Origin of the sequence: Salinimicrobium sp. 3283s (assembly GCF_039602225.1) — a bacterium.
GTDB lineage: Bacteria > Bacteroidota > Bacteroidia > Flavobacteriales > Flavobacteriaceae > Salinimicrobium > Salinimicrobium profundisediminis.
On the sequence record NZ_CP143631.1, the window covers coordinates 890,069 to 905,320 of the forward strand.

The window sequence follows — 15,252 nt, forward strand, 5'->3', positions numbered from 1 at the left end:
GAAAACGTTATAGTACACAATTGCTACATCAAAGGCAAATACTCATAAAGGTACTGTTTTTAAGCAGCTTACGAGCGTGATGAAGTAATATTCAAATCAAAAAATTATAGTATGATGTAGTAATGATGTAGTGGTTTTTGGACTTTTTGCAGGCTATTTAACCTTCTAAAAGTTGGCAATTAACCAGTTCGTGAGGTTTTCTGAAGTATCTACATTAATTTTCTTTCTAAGCCTGTACCTGTGTACCTCAACTCCCCTAACACTTATCCCCATTAAAGGTGCAATTTCTTTTGAAGTGAGATTCATCTTGAGGTAGGCACAAAGTTTAAGATCTCTATTACTTAAGTTTGGGAATTTACTAAGTAAATCTCTGAAGAAATCTTCATGTAGCTCATTAAAATTAGTTTCAAAGACTTTCCACTCATCATCATTCTGTACGGCATTATTTATCTTATTCATAATGTGTTTGAGCCTGTACTGATTTGAAAATTTTGCTTTGTCTTTATTCAATTCCCCCTGTATCTGCATAAGAACTTCATTCTTCTTTGCAGCGATCACGGTAGAATTTGCCAGCTCTTTGCGCTTCATGTTTATTTCATTAATAAGCTGCTCCTTCTCAAGCTTGTGCATTCTCTCTTCATGCTCCTTTTGATACCTGACCTTTAGTATCTTTCTATGTTTCTGAAGTTTCAGCTTATTTATATAGTAGATGAGCACAACCAGCATCAACAAAGACAGGAGGTACAACACCTTCATATAATCTTTTAAATACCATGGAGGGTCTACCACAAACCTAAAAGCACTAAATGCCGAAGCTTTTTGCTGAGATCCCACGGCTGTTAACCTCAGCTCATACTGGTCGTATGGTAAATTCTGAAACTGAATCTTTCCTTCCTGCACTTCCCCTCGCACGGCAGCCGTATTATTCCCCACGAGTTCGTATTCCATTCCCACAGCATCCGAAACCGGTAAACCGGTAAGAATGGTCACCTCCCTTGCCTGTTTGGAGGGAATATGAGGAATAATATTAAGGTCATAGTAATTAGTCCCGTCGTACAGCTTCTGCACTACCGGTGTACTCAAAAATTCCCGGGAACTAAAATCCTTTAACTCATTAAGATTAAGCCTGGCAAAACCGTCGTGGAGGGTGATGTAGTAAATGGAATCGTTCAGCTTTATGAGCCGCTCATTTTTCTTTACGGTACGCTTGTTTAACATCCCTGCCGTTACCAGGATCTTATCATCCTTAAAATTTGTGACGGTTAAAAGATTCTTTTCGGAATCCATGAACCAGAAATATTTACCATCCTGTCCTAAAAGCCTTTTGCCTTCATATTCCTGCCATTCAGATAATAATTCGAGGTTTTGCGTAAAGGGATTATAGTGGTACCACTCTCCACTAGTAAAAGCAACAATTTGCCCATTTACCCTGTACAGTTCAGCTTCCTGCTTCCCTACACCGGTTGACGCGCTTATTTTCTTTACAGAAGTAATACTGTCGCCTTCACTGTTTAGGCCTACCCTGTAGATACCTTCATAAGAATCTGTCACCCAGAGGGTAGAATTATTCTCTAGCAGCATCTGCTTTACAGGAAAGTCTATTCCCTTAAGGCGCTGCACTTCTCCGGTATTTTCATTAAAAAGATCTATTCCCGTGTAACTTCCTATGAAAAATCTTTTATTACCATTCTTTAAGATTTGGAAACTTCCTGTACGCCTGTCGATAGGCACAAAACGGTCATTTACAATTTTAAAAGTTCCGTTGTTATGGTTACTGTACATCACCCCGCCGTGAACCTCCAGATTCCAGGAATGACCTTCGGCCCCCTCCAGTAATTCTATCTTCTCATCATTCATCCTGAAAACGCCGGTATTACTGGCGAGATAAAGATCGTCACCCTTAAAATTTAAATCATATACAGAACCCAATTCTCCACTTTCATCGGTAAAGAACCTAAAAGGAGAATATATATCAACCACATCAATTCCATTATCAAGCCCCAACCAGATTTTACCTATATTTTGGGCCATGGCAAGAACAGTGTTATTTTGAAGGCCGTCCCACCTGTTATACGAGAAGATTTCACCGGTGTCTTCATTAAACTGAATAATGCCATTTTTAAGTGTTCCAATTAGAATTTCCCCTGAAGAAAGAGATAATACATGGTTGAGCTCATACTGCTGAAGTTCCTCCTGAAGTCCTTTATCAACCAGCCTTCGAATATGCTCACCGTCAAAAAGAAAGATATCGTCCTTTAAGCCAATTAACAATTCATCCCCATGCACAATAAGTTCTCTTATAACCCCATCTTTTAGAACTTCCTGGTTGGGCAACGGCTCCATTTCACCGTTGTTATTTAAGTAAAAGAGCCCGGAATCTCCTGTCGCCACCACAAGCCTGTCCTTATAGATCTCCATTTGATTGACGTTCACCCTTTGCACAGGAGTGATTTTATCATTTTCATAACGATAAACTGCTCCAAAAGACCTAAAATAAATAGCATCTTTATGTGCAATAATTTCCCAGAACTCCTCACTCTGCAGTTCATATTCGCCCAAAAGGGGAATAAGGGAAGTATAACACATATCACCCCTGGTATCTCTTTCCCAGTACCCAAATTCCCGGTAAGAACCTGTGTAGATCTTTCCTTTATGAGGAAGCACAGATCTTATAACCGCCCGGTTCTCGAGATCAAATAATTCCCATCGCTGCCCGTCAAAAGATAAGAGGCCCTGGTTGTTCGCGACATAAATCACCCCGCTTTCATCAAGTGCAATATCCCAATTCTGGCTGGCCGCCTTATAACTAAAAGAAGAGTAGTTATGTATAGGTGGAGAAAGCTCCTGTGCTGTAGTAGATGTAAATGATAAAATAATGATTACCAATATATTGAATCGAAATATTTCCATAGCAAAAAAATATTTGAGCAAGTAATGTGCAAGTACTTTTAATGCATAAAAGTACAATTTTTTTCCTTCTGGTATATCAGAACCAATCCACTGAAAAATGGAAGTGTATTTCGCACTTCTACCTGAACAAAAAAGAAATGATGGAGAGATTTAAAAAGGTTTTAGAAAACCTGGAAGTTACTTTTTACGTTCAATAACGTAGTTTACCATAAGGATGAGAGAATCCTTATATGGAGAAGGAGGATATTCTTCGAGCATAGTCAATGCTTCTTGTTGAAATGCCTGCATTTTTGAAACAGCGTATTCAAGACCTCCTTTTTCTTTTACAAAATCAATGACTTCTCTTACCCGTTTCGCATCCTTATTATGGTTTTTCACCGAGTTGATGACCCAGGCTTTTTCTTTTGCAGAAATCTTATTTAAGACATGTATCAATGGCAGCGTCATTTTTTGCTCTTTAATGTCTATCCCTGTGGGTTTGCCTATACGTTCATTGCCGTAATCGAACAGGTCATCTTTTATTTGAAAAGCCATTCCTATAAGCTCCCCAAAATGCCTCATCCTTTCTACCTCTTTAGAATCGGGTTGAACAGAGGCAGCTCCAAGGCTACAACAGGCCGCAATTAAGGTGGCTGTCTTTTGCCTAATGATTTCGTAGTAGATCTCTTCAGTGATATCGAGGCGTCGGGCTTTTTCTATTTGTAGCAGTTCCCCTTCGCTCATTTCCCTTACAGCAACCGAGATGATCTTAAGAAGATCAAAATCATTGTTATCTATAGACAGTAAAAGACCTTTTGAAAGCAGATAATCTCCTACCAGAACAGCAATTTTATTCTTCCAGAGTGCATTGATGGAAAAGAAGCCACGACGGCGGTTGGAATCATCTACAACATCATCGTGAACAAGAGTAGCAGTATGGATCAATTCAATTACCGAAGCCCCCCTGTAGGTGCGTTCGTTCACCTTCCCATCTGCAACCATTTTGGCCACGAGAAAAACGAACATAGGGCGCATTTGTTTGCCCTTTCGGTTTACAATAAAGTGCGTGATCCGGTTTAGCAAGGCCACTTTTGAAGACATCGACTGAGTGAACTTCTTTTCAAAAAGTTCCATCTCCTTCTCTACCGGCAGCTTTATTTTAGAAATTACCTTCATTAGGGCTGCTAAGATAGTTAAAAGAATAATTTTTCAGCACCTTCCAAAAAAGCCATTTTTGGATCTCTAAACTGCAACTTCTTTAGACTTATTGGCAAGTTGACCACAGGCAGCATCGATATCTTTTCCGCGCGAACGGCGCACGGTACAGGTGATACCATTGCGCTCCAGCTCTCTTACATACAGGTTAGTTGTTGATTCGGGAGCCTGTTTAAAATGATCATCGCCTATAGGGTTATATTCAATGAGGTTGACTTTGCACGGTACATACTTACAAAACCTTACCAGGGCTTCTACATCCCTCCTGCTGTCGTTAATATCTTTCCAAACCACATATTCGTAGGTAATTCTGCTTTTTGTTTTAGCATACCAGTATTCAAGCGCTTCCCTAAGATCATTTAAAGGAAAGGTGGCATTAAATGGCATAATAGAAGTTCTCACTTCATCTATTGCTGAATGAAGGGAAACAGCTAGTTTAAATTTCACTTCTTCATCGGCCATTCTTTTTATCATTTTTGGCACCCCTGAAGTAGAAACGGTAATACGTTTTGGTGACATCCCCAATCCTTCGGGAGAAGTGATCATTTCAATGGCCTTTAGCACGTTATTATAGTTCATGAGGGGTTCTCCCATACCCATAAACACAATATTTGAGAGGGGCTTATCAAAATACAGCCTGCTCTCATTGTCTATTGCCACTACCTGATCATAAATTTCATCAGGATTCAGGTTGCGCATGCGCTTAAGTTTGGCGGTCGCACAAAATTTACAATCCAGGCTACAGCCTACCTGCGAAGAAACACAAGCAGTAGTTCTTGAGGGAGTTGGAATTAAAACCGATTCTACCGTGAGATCATCATGTAATTTTACAGCGTTTTTGATTGTCCCGTCACTGCTTCGCTGCATCTGGTCTACCCGAATATGGTTGATGACGAAGTTTTCATTCAGCATTTGACGCGTATCCTTTGAGATATTGGTCATATCTTCAAAAGAATGGGCTCCTTTACCCCAAAGCCACTCATAAACCTGAGTTCCGCGGAAGGATTTATCTCCCTGAGAAACAAAGAATTGCTGAAGTTGTTCTTTGGTCAATGCCCGTATGTCTTTCTTCTTGTCTTTCACGCTGCAAAAGTACTAAAGTAAATGGGATTTATAATATCTCTCGAAAATGTCATTTTTGAGGATCAATAAGTTAGCCAGAATTTAATTCTGCACTAAAATTCCGGAATCAAAATTTTTCTGAAAATTCTATCTGGATACTCTAACAAATCTGCTGCCGATAGGCAGGTCAGCATGTTAAATAAAAAACCTCACAGGTTTTTAAAACCTGTGAGGTTTGGTTATATTTCTTTAGAAGCAACTGCCCACTTTATATTGAGCACTGAACACTCTAAACTATAGGATCAACATAGCGTCTCCGTAAGTGTAGAATTTGTATTTTTCTTTCACAGCTTCAGCATAAGCCTTCTTCATAAAATCGTGCCCTGCAAAAGCAGAAACCATCATCAATAAAGTAGATTTTGGTGTATGGAAGTTGGTGATCATACAGTTTGCAATACTAAAATCGTAAGGAGGAAAAATAAATTTATTTGTCCAGCCCTGGAATTCATTCAGGGTTCTGTTTGAAGAAACCGAACTTTCCAAAGAACGCATTACCGTAGTTCCTACCGCACAAACTTTGCGTTTTTCCTGGATCGCTTTGTTAATGGTGTTCACTGCAGGCCCTTCAATATAAGCTTCTTCGTTGTCCATTTTGTGCTTGGAAAGATCTTCCACCTCAACCGGACTAAAAGTTCCTAAACCAACGTGAAGGGTAACTTCAGCAAAATCAATTCCCTTGATCTCCAACCTCTTCAAAAGATGCTTTGAGAAGTGAAGGCCGGCAGTAGGGGCCGCAACAGCACCTTCGGTCTTTGCATAGATGGTCTGGTAACGGTCTTTATCTTCGGGTTGTACTTCTCTTTTAATGTATTTTGGAAGCGGAGTTTCACCGAGTTCTGTCAGTTTATTTCTGAATTCCTCGTAAGAACCGTCGTAGAGAAAACGCAGTGTTCTTCCACGAGATGTTGTATTATCAATAACTTCGGCCACAAGACTTTCATCTTCCCCAAAATATAGTTTATTACCAATCCTAATCTTCCTGGCAGGATCTACCAGCACGTCCCACAGGCGGGTCTCAGCATTTAATTCTCTCAACAAAAACACTTCAATCCGGGCACCGGTCTTCTCTTTATTACCAAATAGACGTGCAGGAAAAACCTTGGTGTTGTTTAACACCATCACGTCTTGCGGCTCAAAATAATCGATAAGATCCTTAAATTGTTTATGCTCAATTGTTTGCTCTTTCCTGTTCAAAACCATTAACCTGGCTTCATCCCTGTTCTCGGCAGGATATTCTGCAAGTAGTTCGGGCGGAAGGTCAAAATTGAAGTGCGATAATTTCATTCCCATATAAGATAGATTTTAAGAAGCTGCAAATATACAACCTCGGGATAGGGGTTGTCAAGTAAATGCCGGTTTATTTAAGAAATCTGTTAATTGACGGGGCCATACGTCCCCACCTTTTAAGAATTTTCTACTCTTTAACTGATTCTTTTACGGAAAACTTTAGCTGCTGAAGGTTCTCCCAAAACTCCGGAAATGACTTACTCACCACCCCGGCATCATTAATAACAATAGGAACTTTTAATGCCAGGGGCGCGAATGCAAGCGCCATACGATGGTCATTATAAGTGTCTATCGCAATATTTGGATTGATCTCTTCGGAAGCTGAAAGTTGCAAAGTATCTTCTGTGATCTCCACCTTGCCTCCCAGTTTTTCGATTTCGTTCTTCAACGCCTGAAGCCTGTCAGTTTCTTTGATCCTAAGGGTATGAAGGCCTGTGAGCTGAGCTCCAATCCCAAGGCCAAAGCAGGTGACGGCCACTGTTTGCGCAAGATCTGGGCTGTTGGCTAAATCCAATTGAAGAATTTCAGGCAGCTCAACTTCAGTCTTCTCCAGTTTTAACTCACCTTCCAAAAATGTCGTTTTGACACCTAATTTTTGGTAGATATCTGCCGTACTTCGATCTCCCTGCAGACTGTTCTCGCGATAGGAAGTAAGATTAATTTCAGAAGAACCTGAAATCGCAGCCATGCTGTAAAAATAGGAAGCCGAGCTCCAGTCAGACTCCACTATGATTTGTTTTTGAGATATTTGGGAGACGGGTTCAATAAAAATCACATTGTTTTCAAAGGAACCGTTTATCCCGCACTGCTTCAGGAGTTGCAGGGTCATTTTAATATACGGTACAGAGGTCACTTTCCCTTCAAGATAAATTTTCAAGCCTTTATGCAGGGATGGTGCTATCAGCATTAATGCCGAAATATACTGGCTGCTAATATTGGCCTGCACTTTCACCTCATTCTTCAGGAGTTTTTTTCCTTTTATCCTCAAAGGAGGAAAGTCCTCGTTTTTTTCATAAGTAATTTCTGCTCCCAATTCCCGAAGTGCATCTACCAGTATCGCTATAGGCCGTTCCTGCATGCGCTGGCTTCCTGTAAGCAGTACTTCCCTCCCTTCTTTGGAAACAAAGTATGCGGTTAAAAATCGCATCGCAGTGCCTGCATGGTGAATATCAATTACCTCATTTTTAGACCCCAGCGCTTTTTGAAGTACTTTGGTATCGTCACTATTAGATAAGTTTTCAATTTCAAGGTTAGGATATAGTGCCTGGAGGATCAATAACCTGTTCGATTCACTTTTTGAACCGGTAACAGCAATCTTTCCCGAAAGTTCGCGGTTTTGTGTAGATAGGTGCAGATGCATAATTTACTCTCTTTTAAAATTTTTACGCCTGCTCGTCATGTACATTGCGTATACCAGACTTATTACAGCCTTTATCAGGAAATATTCTACCCATTTGCCATTGGCGAATTCATCTTCATAGATCAGGGCAAATTCCCCTGAAATAATTTGTCTAAAATGGGAGATAATTAGTGAAAGCCCAACAAATATCACAAAAAAAATGGTACCCAGTTGTAGCACCTTTACCCAGTAATCTGGATTTTTTACATCTTCAAAAATGCGCATTTACTTTAATTTTTCATTGTTCTTGTGACGGTTTTTGTCACGTTGGGTTTTAAGGTCCAGTTTTTTATCAAATGCCTCCTGCAGGTTTATTCCTGTTTGGTTTGCCAAACAAAGCACTACAAAAACCACATCGGCCAACTCTTCGCCAAGGTCTTTTGCCCTGTCACTTTCTTTTTCACTTTGCTCCCCATACCTTCGTGCAATGATACGGGCAACCTCCCCTACTTCTTCGGTAAGCTGGGCCATGTTGGTGAGCTCATTAAAGTACCTCACCCCATGCTCCTTTATCCAGGCATCTACAGCCTTCTGTGCATTTTCAATGTTCATGATGTTATTTTAACTTTTATTCTTTGAATCAATTATTATAGTTACCGGCCCGTCATTAAGAAGGCTCACTTTCATATCGGCTCCAAACTTTCCAGTCCCAATTTTCTTTCCCAGCTCTTTTTCAAAAGCAGACACAAATTCTTCATAGAGCGGAATGGCCACATCGGGTTTGGCGGCTTTAATGTAACTGGGCCTGTTGCCCTTTTTAGTGCTGGCGTAAAGCGTAAACTGGCTCACCACAATTGCGTCGCCATTTACGTCAAGTAACGAATCATTCATTACGTCATTGGCATCATTAAAAATGCGCATGTTCACTATCTTCTTACACAGCCAGGCAATATCCTGACTGTTATCTTCATCCTCTATTCCAATAAGTACCAATAAACCTTTTCCAATTTCGGCATTTTTGACACCTTCTATGGTCACCGATGCCTCAGAAACTCTTTGTATTACTGCTCTCATTCCTGCTGATGATTATCAAAACGATAGTTTTGTTCGTCTTCGCCTTTTAAGATTTGTAAATAACTTTTATAACGGGACCATGGGATCTCCCCGGCATCTAATGCATCTTTTACCGCACACTTTGGTTCTTCCAGGTGCAGACAGTTGTAAAATTTACAATCCTGTTTGCGGGCAAAGAATTCGGGAAAATAATCTCCCAATTCCTCTTTTTCCATGTCTACCACTCCAAAACCTTTTATTCCGGGGGTGTCGATGATGCGCGCCCCAAAATCGAGATCAAACATTTCGGCAAAAGTAGTGGTATGTTGCCCCTGCCGGTGCTGTTCAGAAATTTCGGTAGTTTTTAGATCGAGTTTTGGTTCAATGGCATTGATCAAAGTCGATTTTCCCGTACCACTGTGACCGGAGATCATGCTGGTTTTATCTTTCATGAGCTCCTTTACCTGCTCTACATTTTTCCCGGTTTTGGCCGAAATCCCTATACATTGATAGCCAATTTGCCTGTACATGGCCGCTAAATATTTCACCTCATCAAGTTCTTCAGGTTTATAAGAATCTATTTTGTTGAACAACAAAATGGCTTTGATGTGGTAAGCTTCCGCAGTAACAAGAAAACGGTCTATAAAAGTGGTAAAAGTGGGCGGATTGTTCAGCGTGACCAGCAAAAAAGCCTGGTCAATGTTTGAAGCTATAATGTGGGTTTGCTTTGAAAGGTTAACCGATTTACGGATGATGTAATTCTCGCGCACTGCAATATCTGTAATTACCCCGTTTTGCTCCTCTTCGCCATTATTTTCCAACTTAAACTCCACCCGGTCTCCCACCGCAACAGGGTTGGTGCTTTTTATGCCTTTGATCCTGAATTTTCCTTTGATCCTACAATCGAAAAATCGGCCGTCATCGGCTTTTACATGGTACCAGCTTCCGGTAGATTTATAAACAGTTCCTTTCATTTAGTGCTTTTCAAAAATAGCTCCTCCAAAAATTTTCTTCTGAATGATGGTCCAAAAATGGCATTTTTGAAGGAGATTTTTTACCACAACAAATTAACAAGAAAAAATTAGATTAGAATTTCAAACCGGAAACTAACTACTCATTATTACCAGCTCTAACCTATTGTTTCATGATCTTTTCCTGGTGGTTAATAGATTCCTGGTGCACCGCTTTGAACAAACGCAAAATAAATTCTTCGCTTAGCCCGTGCTGTTCCCCTTCAAGAACCATTTTCCCAAGGATCTCGTTCCACCTTTTAGTTTGAAGCACAGAAACGTTCTGAGATTTCTTCACCCTTCCAATTTCATCGGAAATTTTCATTCTTTTGGAAAGCAATTCAATCAATTGGTTATCGGTCACATCGATCTGGGCTCTCAAGTTGTGCAGTTTCTTCTGAAACTCTTCACTTTCAGAAACTTCTTTCCGAATTTTAAGATCTTTCATGATCTGTACCAAAGTGGCAGGCGTGATTTGCTGTTTTGCGTCACTCCATGCATTATCGGGGTCAAAATGCGTCTCCACGATTAGTCCGTCATAATTAAGGTCAAGCGCGGTTTGGGAGAGATCGAAAATGATATCCCTTCTACCGGCGATGTGCGACGGATCGAGGATTAACGGCAAATCGGGGAATTTATTCTGAAGTTCAATGGCAATCTGCCACTCGGGGTTATTCCTGTATTTGGTTTTTTCATAGGCAGAGAATCCGCGGTGAATCACCCCCAGGTTTTTAATATCGCAGGAGTAGAATCTTTCAACCGCTCCCAACCATAACGACAAATCGGGGTTTACGGGGTTTTTCACGAGCACCACCTTATCGGTTCCTTTGAGCGCATCGGCAATATCCTGAACAATAAAAGGGGAAACGGTAGTCCTTGCACCAATCCACAGAATATCGATATCATGCTCAAGCGCAAGATCTACATGATGTGGGCTCGCAACTTCGGTAGTAGTAAGCATACCGGTTTCCTGCTTTGCTTTTTGCAGCCATTTGAGGCCAAGAGCACCTACTCCTTCAAAATTTCCGGGGCGGGTACGTGGTTTCCAAATTCCGGCTCTTAATACTGTCGCATCTGTATCCTTTAGCTGGTGCGCAATCTTAAGCACCTGTTCTTCGGTTTCAGCGCTGCATGGCCCTGCAATTACCAGCGGATGATCTAATCCAAATTTGTCTAACCAGGTTCTGAGTTCTTTCTTGTTTTCCATTAGTTAATCAGTTTATTCCGTTCAAAATTGTTTTAATATGGTTGGTTCTTTCCATCTCTCTAAAAACCTCCTGAAAATTGTCATTTTTGAGAAGTTCTCTGAAGTCTGAGAGATTATTGATATACTCTTCGAGTGTCTCGAGAATATTGTTCTTGTTCTGCTGAAATATGGGTGTCCACATGGCGGGTGAACTTTTTGCCAGCCGCACCGTAGAAGCAAATCCGCTGCCTGCCAGGTCAAAAATGTCTTTTTCGTTCTGTTCCTTCTGAAGTACGGTTTTTCCCAACATAAAAGAACTGATGTGAGAAAGGTGAGAAACATAGGCGATATGCCTGTCATGCGAGGCAGGGTCCATATATCTTATACGCATACCCAACTTCTGAAAGATCTCCAGGGCTCTCTCCTGAAGCTTAAAAGCCGTTTTTTCCACCTCACAAATAATGTTGGTCTTTTGAAGAAAAAGGGTTTCTAAAGCCGCTTCGGGGCCAGAGAATTCTGTTCCGGCAATGGGGTGGGCTGCAAGGAAATTCCTTCTATTTGGGTGTGCTGCTATTGCTTCACATAAGCCTGCCTTGGTTGAACCAGCATCAAAAATGAGCGTGTTACTTCCCACGCCATCTAAAACCTCAAGAGCTACCTTTTTGGCCACGTCAACCGGCACTGCAATAATCACTACATCTGCATCTTTCGCTTCTTCTAAAGTTGCCGCGCAGTCAATAAGTTTAAGCTCCTGGGCCTTTAGCAGGTGTGCCTCACTGGCATCACTGCCCGAGATCTCCACTTCAGGGAAAGCCTTTTTAAGCCCCAGTGCAAAAGAGCCGCCAATTAAACCCAGACCTATAATGTGAACCTTCATGCCGTCAATCTATTACAGGCTTTAATAATATTTTCTTCGGAAGCGCATAAAGAAAACCGGATGTAGCCTTCTCCCTGACTTCCAAAAATGAATCCGGGGGCTGCGAAGATGTGGTATTTCTTCAGCAGATGTTCTACAAATCCTTCTGAAGTGTTTCCCTGCGGGACTTTGCACCACAGGAACATCCCGGCCTGATCTTCAGAAAAACTGCATTTTAAAGCTGTAGCGAGTTTTTCGATTTCTTCCTTTCTCCGCTGGTAAATCTTATTCTGCTCGCTGAACCATTCCGGGGAAAGCCTCAGTGCCATTGCCGCTCCCGCCTGCAGGGGAAAGAACATGCCACTGTCCATATTCGTTTTTACTTTGAGTACAGTGTTGATGTGTTTTTCACTTCCGCACAACATCCCGATGCGCCAGCCCGACATATTGAAGCTCTTGCTTAGGGAATTTAACTCGAGTATGCCTTCCATATCTTCACAGTACTTAAGGATACTTTGAGGTTCTTCATTGAGGATAAAGCTGTAGGGGTTATCGTTCACAATAAGGATGCTGTGCTTTTTTCCAAACCTGTAAAGTTGCTCAAAAAGCTCTTTTTTTGCCACTGCCCCGGTGGGCATGTTAGGATAATTTACCCACATCAGTTTTACCTTGCTCAAATCCCTTTTTTCAAGCTCTTCAAAATCGGGCAACCAGCCGGTTTCTTCATTGAGGTTATACAGAATTGTATTCGCTCCAACAAGCCGGCTAACAGAAGCATAGGTAGGATAGCCCGGGTTTGGCACCAGCACCTCATCCCCTTCATTTAAAAACGCCATGGAAATATGGGTAATACCCTCTTTGCTCCCCATTAAAGGAAGGATCTCAGTTTCATGGTCAAGGGCCACACTATAGAAATTCTGGTAGAACTCTGCTATGGCTTTCCTGAAATCATTGGTTCCCCGGTACGGCTGGTACTGGTGCGCCGACGGATTGAGCAGCGCCTGGTGCAGGGCCGTCATCACCTGCGGTGGCGGCTGTAGATCTGGGCTTCCTACGCCGAGATTTATGATGGGTTGTCCCGAATCCTGTAGCGCCCTTACTTCCTTTAGCTTTGTTGAGAAGTAGTATTCTTCTACATGGTCTAGTCTGTTAGCCTGTGCGATCATAATAAGCCGTTTTTATAAATTCCTAACACCTTTAATTCTTCAGTCAATTCTGAAAGTATCTTTAAAACTTTCTCCAGTTCCTCTTCGTCCTGGAAAAGCACATCAATAAAGAATGCATATTTCCATGGTACATCTATCACCGGTATGCTTTGTATCTTGGTCATATCAAGATCAAAATCCCGCAGAATATTGAGCACGCTTACCAGGCTTCCTCTTTTGTTTTCCAGGACAAATTTTAATGAAGCTTTATTTGCGCCTGTAACCACAGGAGCTGCATTCTTAGAGGAAAGCACAAGGAACCTGGTAGAATTGCTCTTCATGGTTTGTATGCCTTCCTGCAAAATTTCAAGATCATAGATATTTGCAGCGGCTTTACTGGCCACAGCTGCAACACCGGTAAGCTTTTGCTCTCTTATTCTTTTGGCAACCTCGGCTGTATCGGTATCTTCAATAAGTTCTATGTGCGGATGATCTTTAAAAAAGCTTTGACATTGCAGGAGGGCCATTGGGTGAGAACACACCTTTTTAATATCGGTGATCTTTTGCCCCGGCAGCACCATAAGGTTCATAAAGATTGGAATGTAATGCTCGCCCTTAATTTGTAGATTGTTATCATCAATAAGGGCGTAATTAGGGAGAATGGTACCCGCTGTAGAATTCTCTATCGCCATTACTGCGCTAACAGAGCGGTTTGTCAATAAACTATCTACAACTTCTCTAAATGACTGGCATTCGTCTACCGGCACTTCCTTTCCAAAATACTCTCTGGCTACCTGGTGGTGAAAAGATCCTTTTATTCCCTGTATGGCTATTTTTTCCTGCATATACTTTTTGGCAAAAAAAAATCCCGATGTTTACATCGGGATTTCAGTTATAATATTGGTTAATTATACGGCACTCCCGATCTTATCTCTGAAATAGAAATAAAAGTAATACCAGGCGTTCCAGATAAATAAATTGTTCATTTTCCTTGTTGTGAAAAGCTAATGTAGCATATATTTTCAAAAAACAATGTTTTTTCCTAAAAAAATCACGAGAACGATTTCGCTAATTTTAACCTCATTTGAATTCTTCTGAATAATTTTCTGCCTTATAAAAAAGATGATTTACTTTTGAAAAAAAGCTGTTATGTCAATACTGGTAAACAAGGTCTCTAAGTACTACGGAGAACAAAAAGCCCTCGATGAAATTTCCTTTTCCATCCAAAAAGGGGAAATTGTGGGGTTCTTAGGCCCCAATGGTGCAGGAAAGTCTACACTTATGAAGATCCTTACCGGTTATTTACAACCTTCTTCGGGAGAAGCCACTGTAAACGGCTTTGCCCTTGAAGAAGATTTGCTGCAGGCACAAAAAAGCACAGGATATTTACCCGAACACAACTCCCTTTATACCGATATGTATGTGCGGGAGTATCTGGAATTTAATGCTCTTATATATAAGGTGCCAAAAAGCCGCATTGAAAAGGTGATTTTACAAACCGGACTTCTCCCCGAAGCTAATAAAAAGATCGAGCAGCTCTCAAAAGGTTACCGGCAGCGGGTGGGTCTCGCAACGGCACTTCTGCACAACCCCAATGTACTTATCCTCGACGAACCCACCACCGGCCTCGATCCCAATCAACTGGTAGAGATTCGGGAATTGATCAAGACAATTGGAAAGGAAAAAACCATCTTTCTCTCCACCCACATCATGCGCGAAGTAGAAGCTTTATGTGAGCGCGTGATCATTATCAACCACGGAAAAATTGTAGCCGATAAAAGATTGGAGGAGCTGCGCGACGAACAGGTACAGATCATTGAGGTGGAATTCGATTACCGCATCGAAGAAGTTGCCCTAAACCGCCTCCCTCACCTTATGAACCTCAGGAACACCGGCGGATTCGTTTACGAACTTTATTTCGACACCGAAAAAGACATGCGACCCACCGTCTTCGATTTTGCACATGACAACGGATTGAAGACCTTACAACTTAACCGGAAGAACAAGAACCTGGAGAATTTATTTTCGGAATTAACGCTGAAGAAGTAGAGTTTTTCTACCCGACCTGCAAGGTTTTCAAAACCTTGTAAGTCTTTTTTTTGCGATATAAACCTACAAGGTCAAAAAAGACCTTGCAGGTTTGATGATAA

14 protein-coding genes are annotated in these 15,252 nt (G+C 41.3%); 1 reads left to right on the forward strand and 13 read right to left on the reverse strand.

Translation table 11 applies throughout. From position 1 onward, the window contains the following. Positions 1-165: 165 nt before the first annotated feature. The 13 genes from VS868_RS03825 to VS868_RS03885 all read right to left on the reverse strand — a co-directional run bounded on the left by VS868_RS03825 (position 166) and on the right by VS868_RS03885 (position 13,947). Positions 166-2,910, reverse strand: coding sequence for a LuxR C-terminal-related transcriptional regulator (locus tag VS868_RS03825; RefSeq protein ID WP_345599266.1), 2,745 nt, complete (start codon positions 2,908-2,910; stop codon positions 166-168). A gap of 177 nt (positions 2,911-3,087) precedes the next feature. After that, positions 3,088-4,065 (reverse strand): polyprenyl synthetase family protein, encoded by a 978-nt coding sequence (locus tag VS868_RS03830; RefSeq protein ID WP_266069276.1) that lies wholly within the window; start codon positions 4,063-4,065, stop codon positions 3,088-3,090. 66 nt (positions 4,066-4,131) lie between these two features. Continuing rightward, complete coding sequence (rlmN, locus tag VS868_RS03835; RefSeq protein WP_266069278.1) at positions 4,132-5,187, reverse strand: 23S rRNA (adenine(2503)-C(2))-methyltransferase RlmN; 1,056 nt, start codon at positions 5,185-5,187, stop codon at positions 4,132-4,134. Between the two features lie 273 nt (positions 5,188-5,460). Next, positions 5,461-6,510: a tRNA preQ1(34) S-adenosylmethionine ribosyltransferase-isomerase QueA gene (queA, locus tag VS868_RS03840; RefSeq protein WP_345599818.1), complete on the reverse strand. Its 1,050-nt coding sequence runs from the start codon at positions 6,508-6,510 to the stop codon at positions 5,461-5,463. A gap of 130 nt (positions 6,511-6,640) precedes the next feature. Next, on the reverse strand, positions 6,641-7,873 hold the full coding sequence (locus VS868_RS03845) for a 3-phosphoshikimate 1-carboxyvinyltransferase (protein ID WP_345599268.1): 1,233 nt from the start codon (positions 7,871-7,873) through the stop codon (positions 6,641-6,643). A gap of 3 nt (positions 7,874-7,876) precedes the next feature. Then, positions 7,877-8,137, reverse strand: coding sequence for a hypothetical protein (locus VS868_RS03850; RefSeq protein ID WP_266069281.1), 261 nt, complete (start codon positions 8,135-8,137; stop codon positions 7,877-7,879). After that, on the reverse strand, positions 8,138-8,464 hold the full coding sequence (locus VS868_RS03855; protein WP_345599269.1) for a nucleotide pyrophosphohydrolase: 327 nt from the start codon (positions 8,462-8,464) through the stop codon (positions 8,138-8,140). A gap of 9 nt (positions 8,465-8,473) precedes the next feature. Further along, positions 8,474-8,926, reverse strand: coding sequence for a D-aminoacyl-tRNA deacylase (gene dtd, locus VS868_RS03860; protein WP_345599270.1), 453 nt, complete (start codon positions 8,924-8,926; stop codon positions 8,474-8,476). After that, positions 8,923-9,879 (reverse strand): ribosome small subunit-dependent GTPase A, encoded by a 957-nt coding sequence (gene rsgA, locus VS868_RS03865; RefSeq protein WP_345599271.1) that lies wholly within the window; start codon positions 9,877-9,879, stop codon positions 8,923-8,925. The genes dtd and rsgA overlap by 4 nt, the downstream gene beginning before the upstream one ends. 160 nt (positions 9,880-10,039) lie before the next feature. Next, positions 10,040-11,122 carry a bifunctional 3-deoxy-7-phosphoheptulonate synthase/chorismate mutase type II gene (locus VS868_RS03870; protein WP_345599272.1) on the reverse strand — a complete coding sequence of 361 codons (1,083 nt, stop codon included), beginning with the start codon at positions 11,120-11,122 and terminating at the stop codon, positions 10,040-10,042. Between the two features lie 7 nt (positions 11,123-11,129). Next, positions 11,130-11,978: a prephenate dehydrogenase gene (locus VS868_RS03875; protein WP_345599273.1), complete on the reverse strand. Its 849-nt coding sequence runs from the start codon at positions 11,976-11,978 to the stop codon at positions 11,130-11,132. Continuing rightward, positions 11,975-13,123, reverse strand: a complete 1,149-nt coding sequence (locus VS868_RS03880) for an aminotransferase class I/II-fold pyridoxal phosphate-dependent enzyme (RefSeq protein WP_345599274.1) — start codon at positions 13,121-13,123, stop codon at positions 11,975-11,977. The genes VS868_RS03875 and VS868_RS03880 overlap by 4 nt, the downstream gene beginning before the upstream one ends. Further along, complete coding sequence (locus tag VS868_RS03885; RefSeq protein ID WP_345599275.1) at positions 13,120-13,947, reverse strand: prephenate dehydratase; 828 nt, start codon at positions 13,945-13,947, stop codon at positions 13,120-13,122. Before VS868_RS03885 ends, VS868_RS03880 begins: the two co-directional genes overlap by 4 nt. A 304-nt stretch (positions 13,948-14,251) precedes the next feature. Between VS868_RS03885 and gldA the strand changes: the two genes are divergently transcribed. Beyond that, complete coding sequence (gldA, locus tag VS868_RS03890; protein ID WP_345599276.1) at positions 14,252-15,151, forward strand: gliding motility-associated ABC transporter ATP-binding subunit GldA; 900 nt, start codon at positions 14,252-14,254, stop codon at positions 15,149-15,151. Positions 15,152-15,252 lie beyond the last annotated feature (101 nt).

Coding starts and splice junctions, on each gene's coding strand:
- gldA (WP_345599276.1), top strand. CDS start 14,252: ATGTCAATACTGGTAAACAAGGTCTCTAAGTACTACGGAGAACAAAAA.
- VS868_RS03825 (WP_345599266.1), bottom strand. CDS start 2,910: ATGGAAATATTTCGATTCAATATATTGGTAATCATTATTTTATCATTT.
- VS868_RS03845 (WP_345599268.1), bottom strand. CDS start 7,873: ATGCATCTGCACCTATCTACACAAAACCGCGAACTTTCGGGAAAGATT.
- VS868_RS03855 (WP_345599269.1), bottom strand. CDS start 8,464: ATGAACATTGAAAATGCACAGAAGGCTGTAGATGCCTGGATAAAGGAG.
- VS868_RS03830 (WP_266069276.1), bottom strand. CDS start 4,065: ATGAAGGTAATTTCTAAAATAAAGCTGCCGGTAGAGAAGGAGATGGAA.
- rsgA (WP_345599271.1), bottom strand. CDS start 9,879: ATGAAAGGAACTGTTTATAAATCTACCGGAAGCTGGTACCATGTAAAA.
- VS868_RS03870 (WP_345599272.1), bottom strand. CDS start 11,122: ATGGAAAACAAGAAAGAACTCAGAACCTGGTTAGACAAATTTGGATTA.
- VS868_RS03880 (WP_345599274.1), bottom strand. CDS start 13,123: ATGATCGCACAGGCTAACAGACTAGACCATGTAGAAGAATACTACTTC.
- dtd (WP_345599270.1), bottom strand. CDS start 8,926: ATGAGAGCAGTAATACAAAGAGTTTCTGAGGCATCGGTGACCATAGAA.
- VS868_RS03850 (WP_266069281.1), bottom strand. CDS start 8,137: ATGCGCATTTTTGAAGATGTAAAAAATCCAGATTACTGGGTAAAGGTG.
- VS868_RS03875 (WP_345599273.1), bottom strand. CDS start 11,978: ATGAAGGTTCACATTATAGGTCTGGGTTTAATTGGCGGCTCTTTTGCA.
- VS868_RS03885 (WP_345599275.1), bottom strand. CDS start 13,947: ATGCAGGAAAAAATAGCCATACAGGGAATAAAAGGATCTTTTCACCAC.
- queA (WP_345599818.1), bottom strand. CDS start 6,510: ATGAAATTATCGCACTTCAATTTTGACCTTCCGCCCGAACTACTTGCA.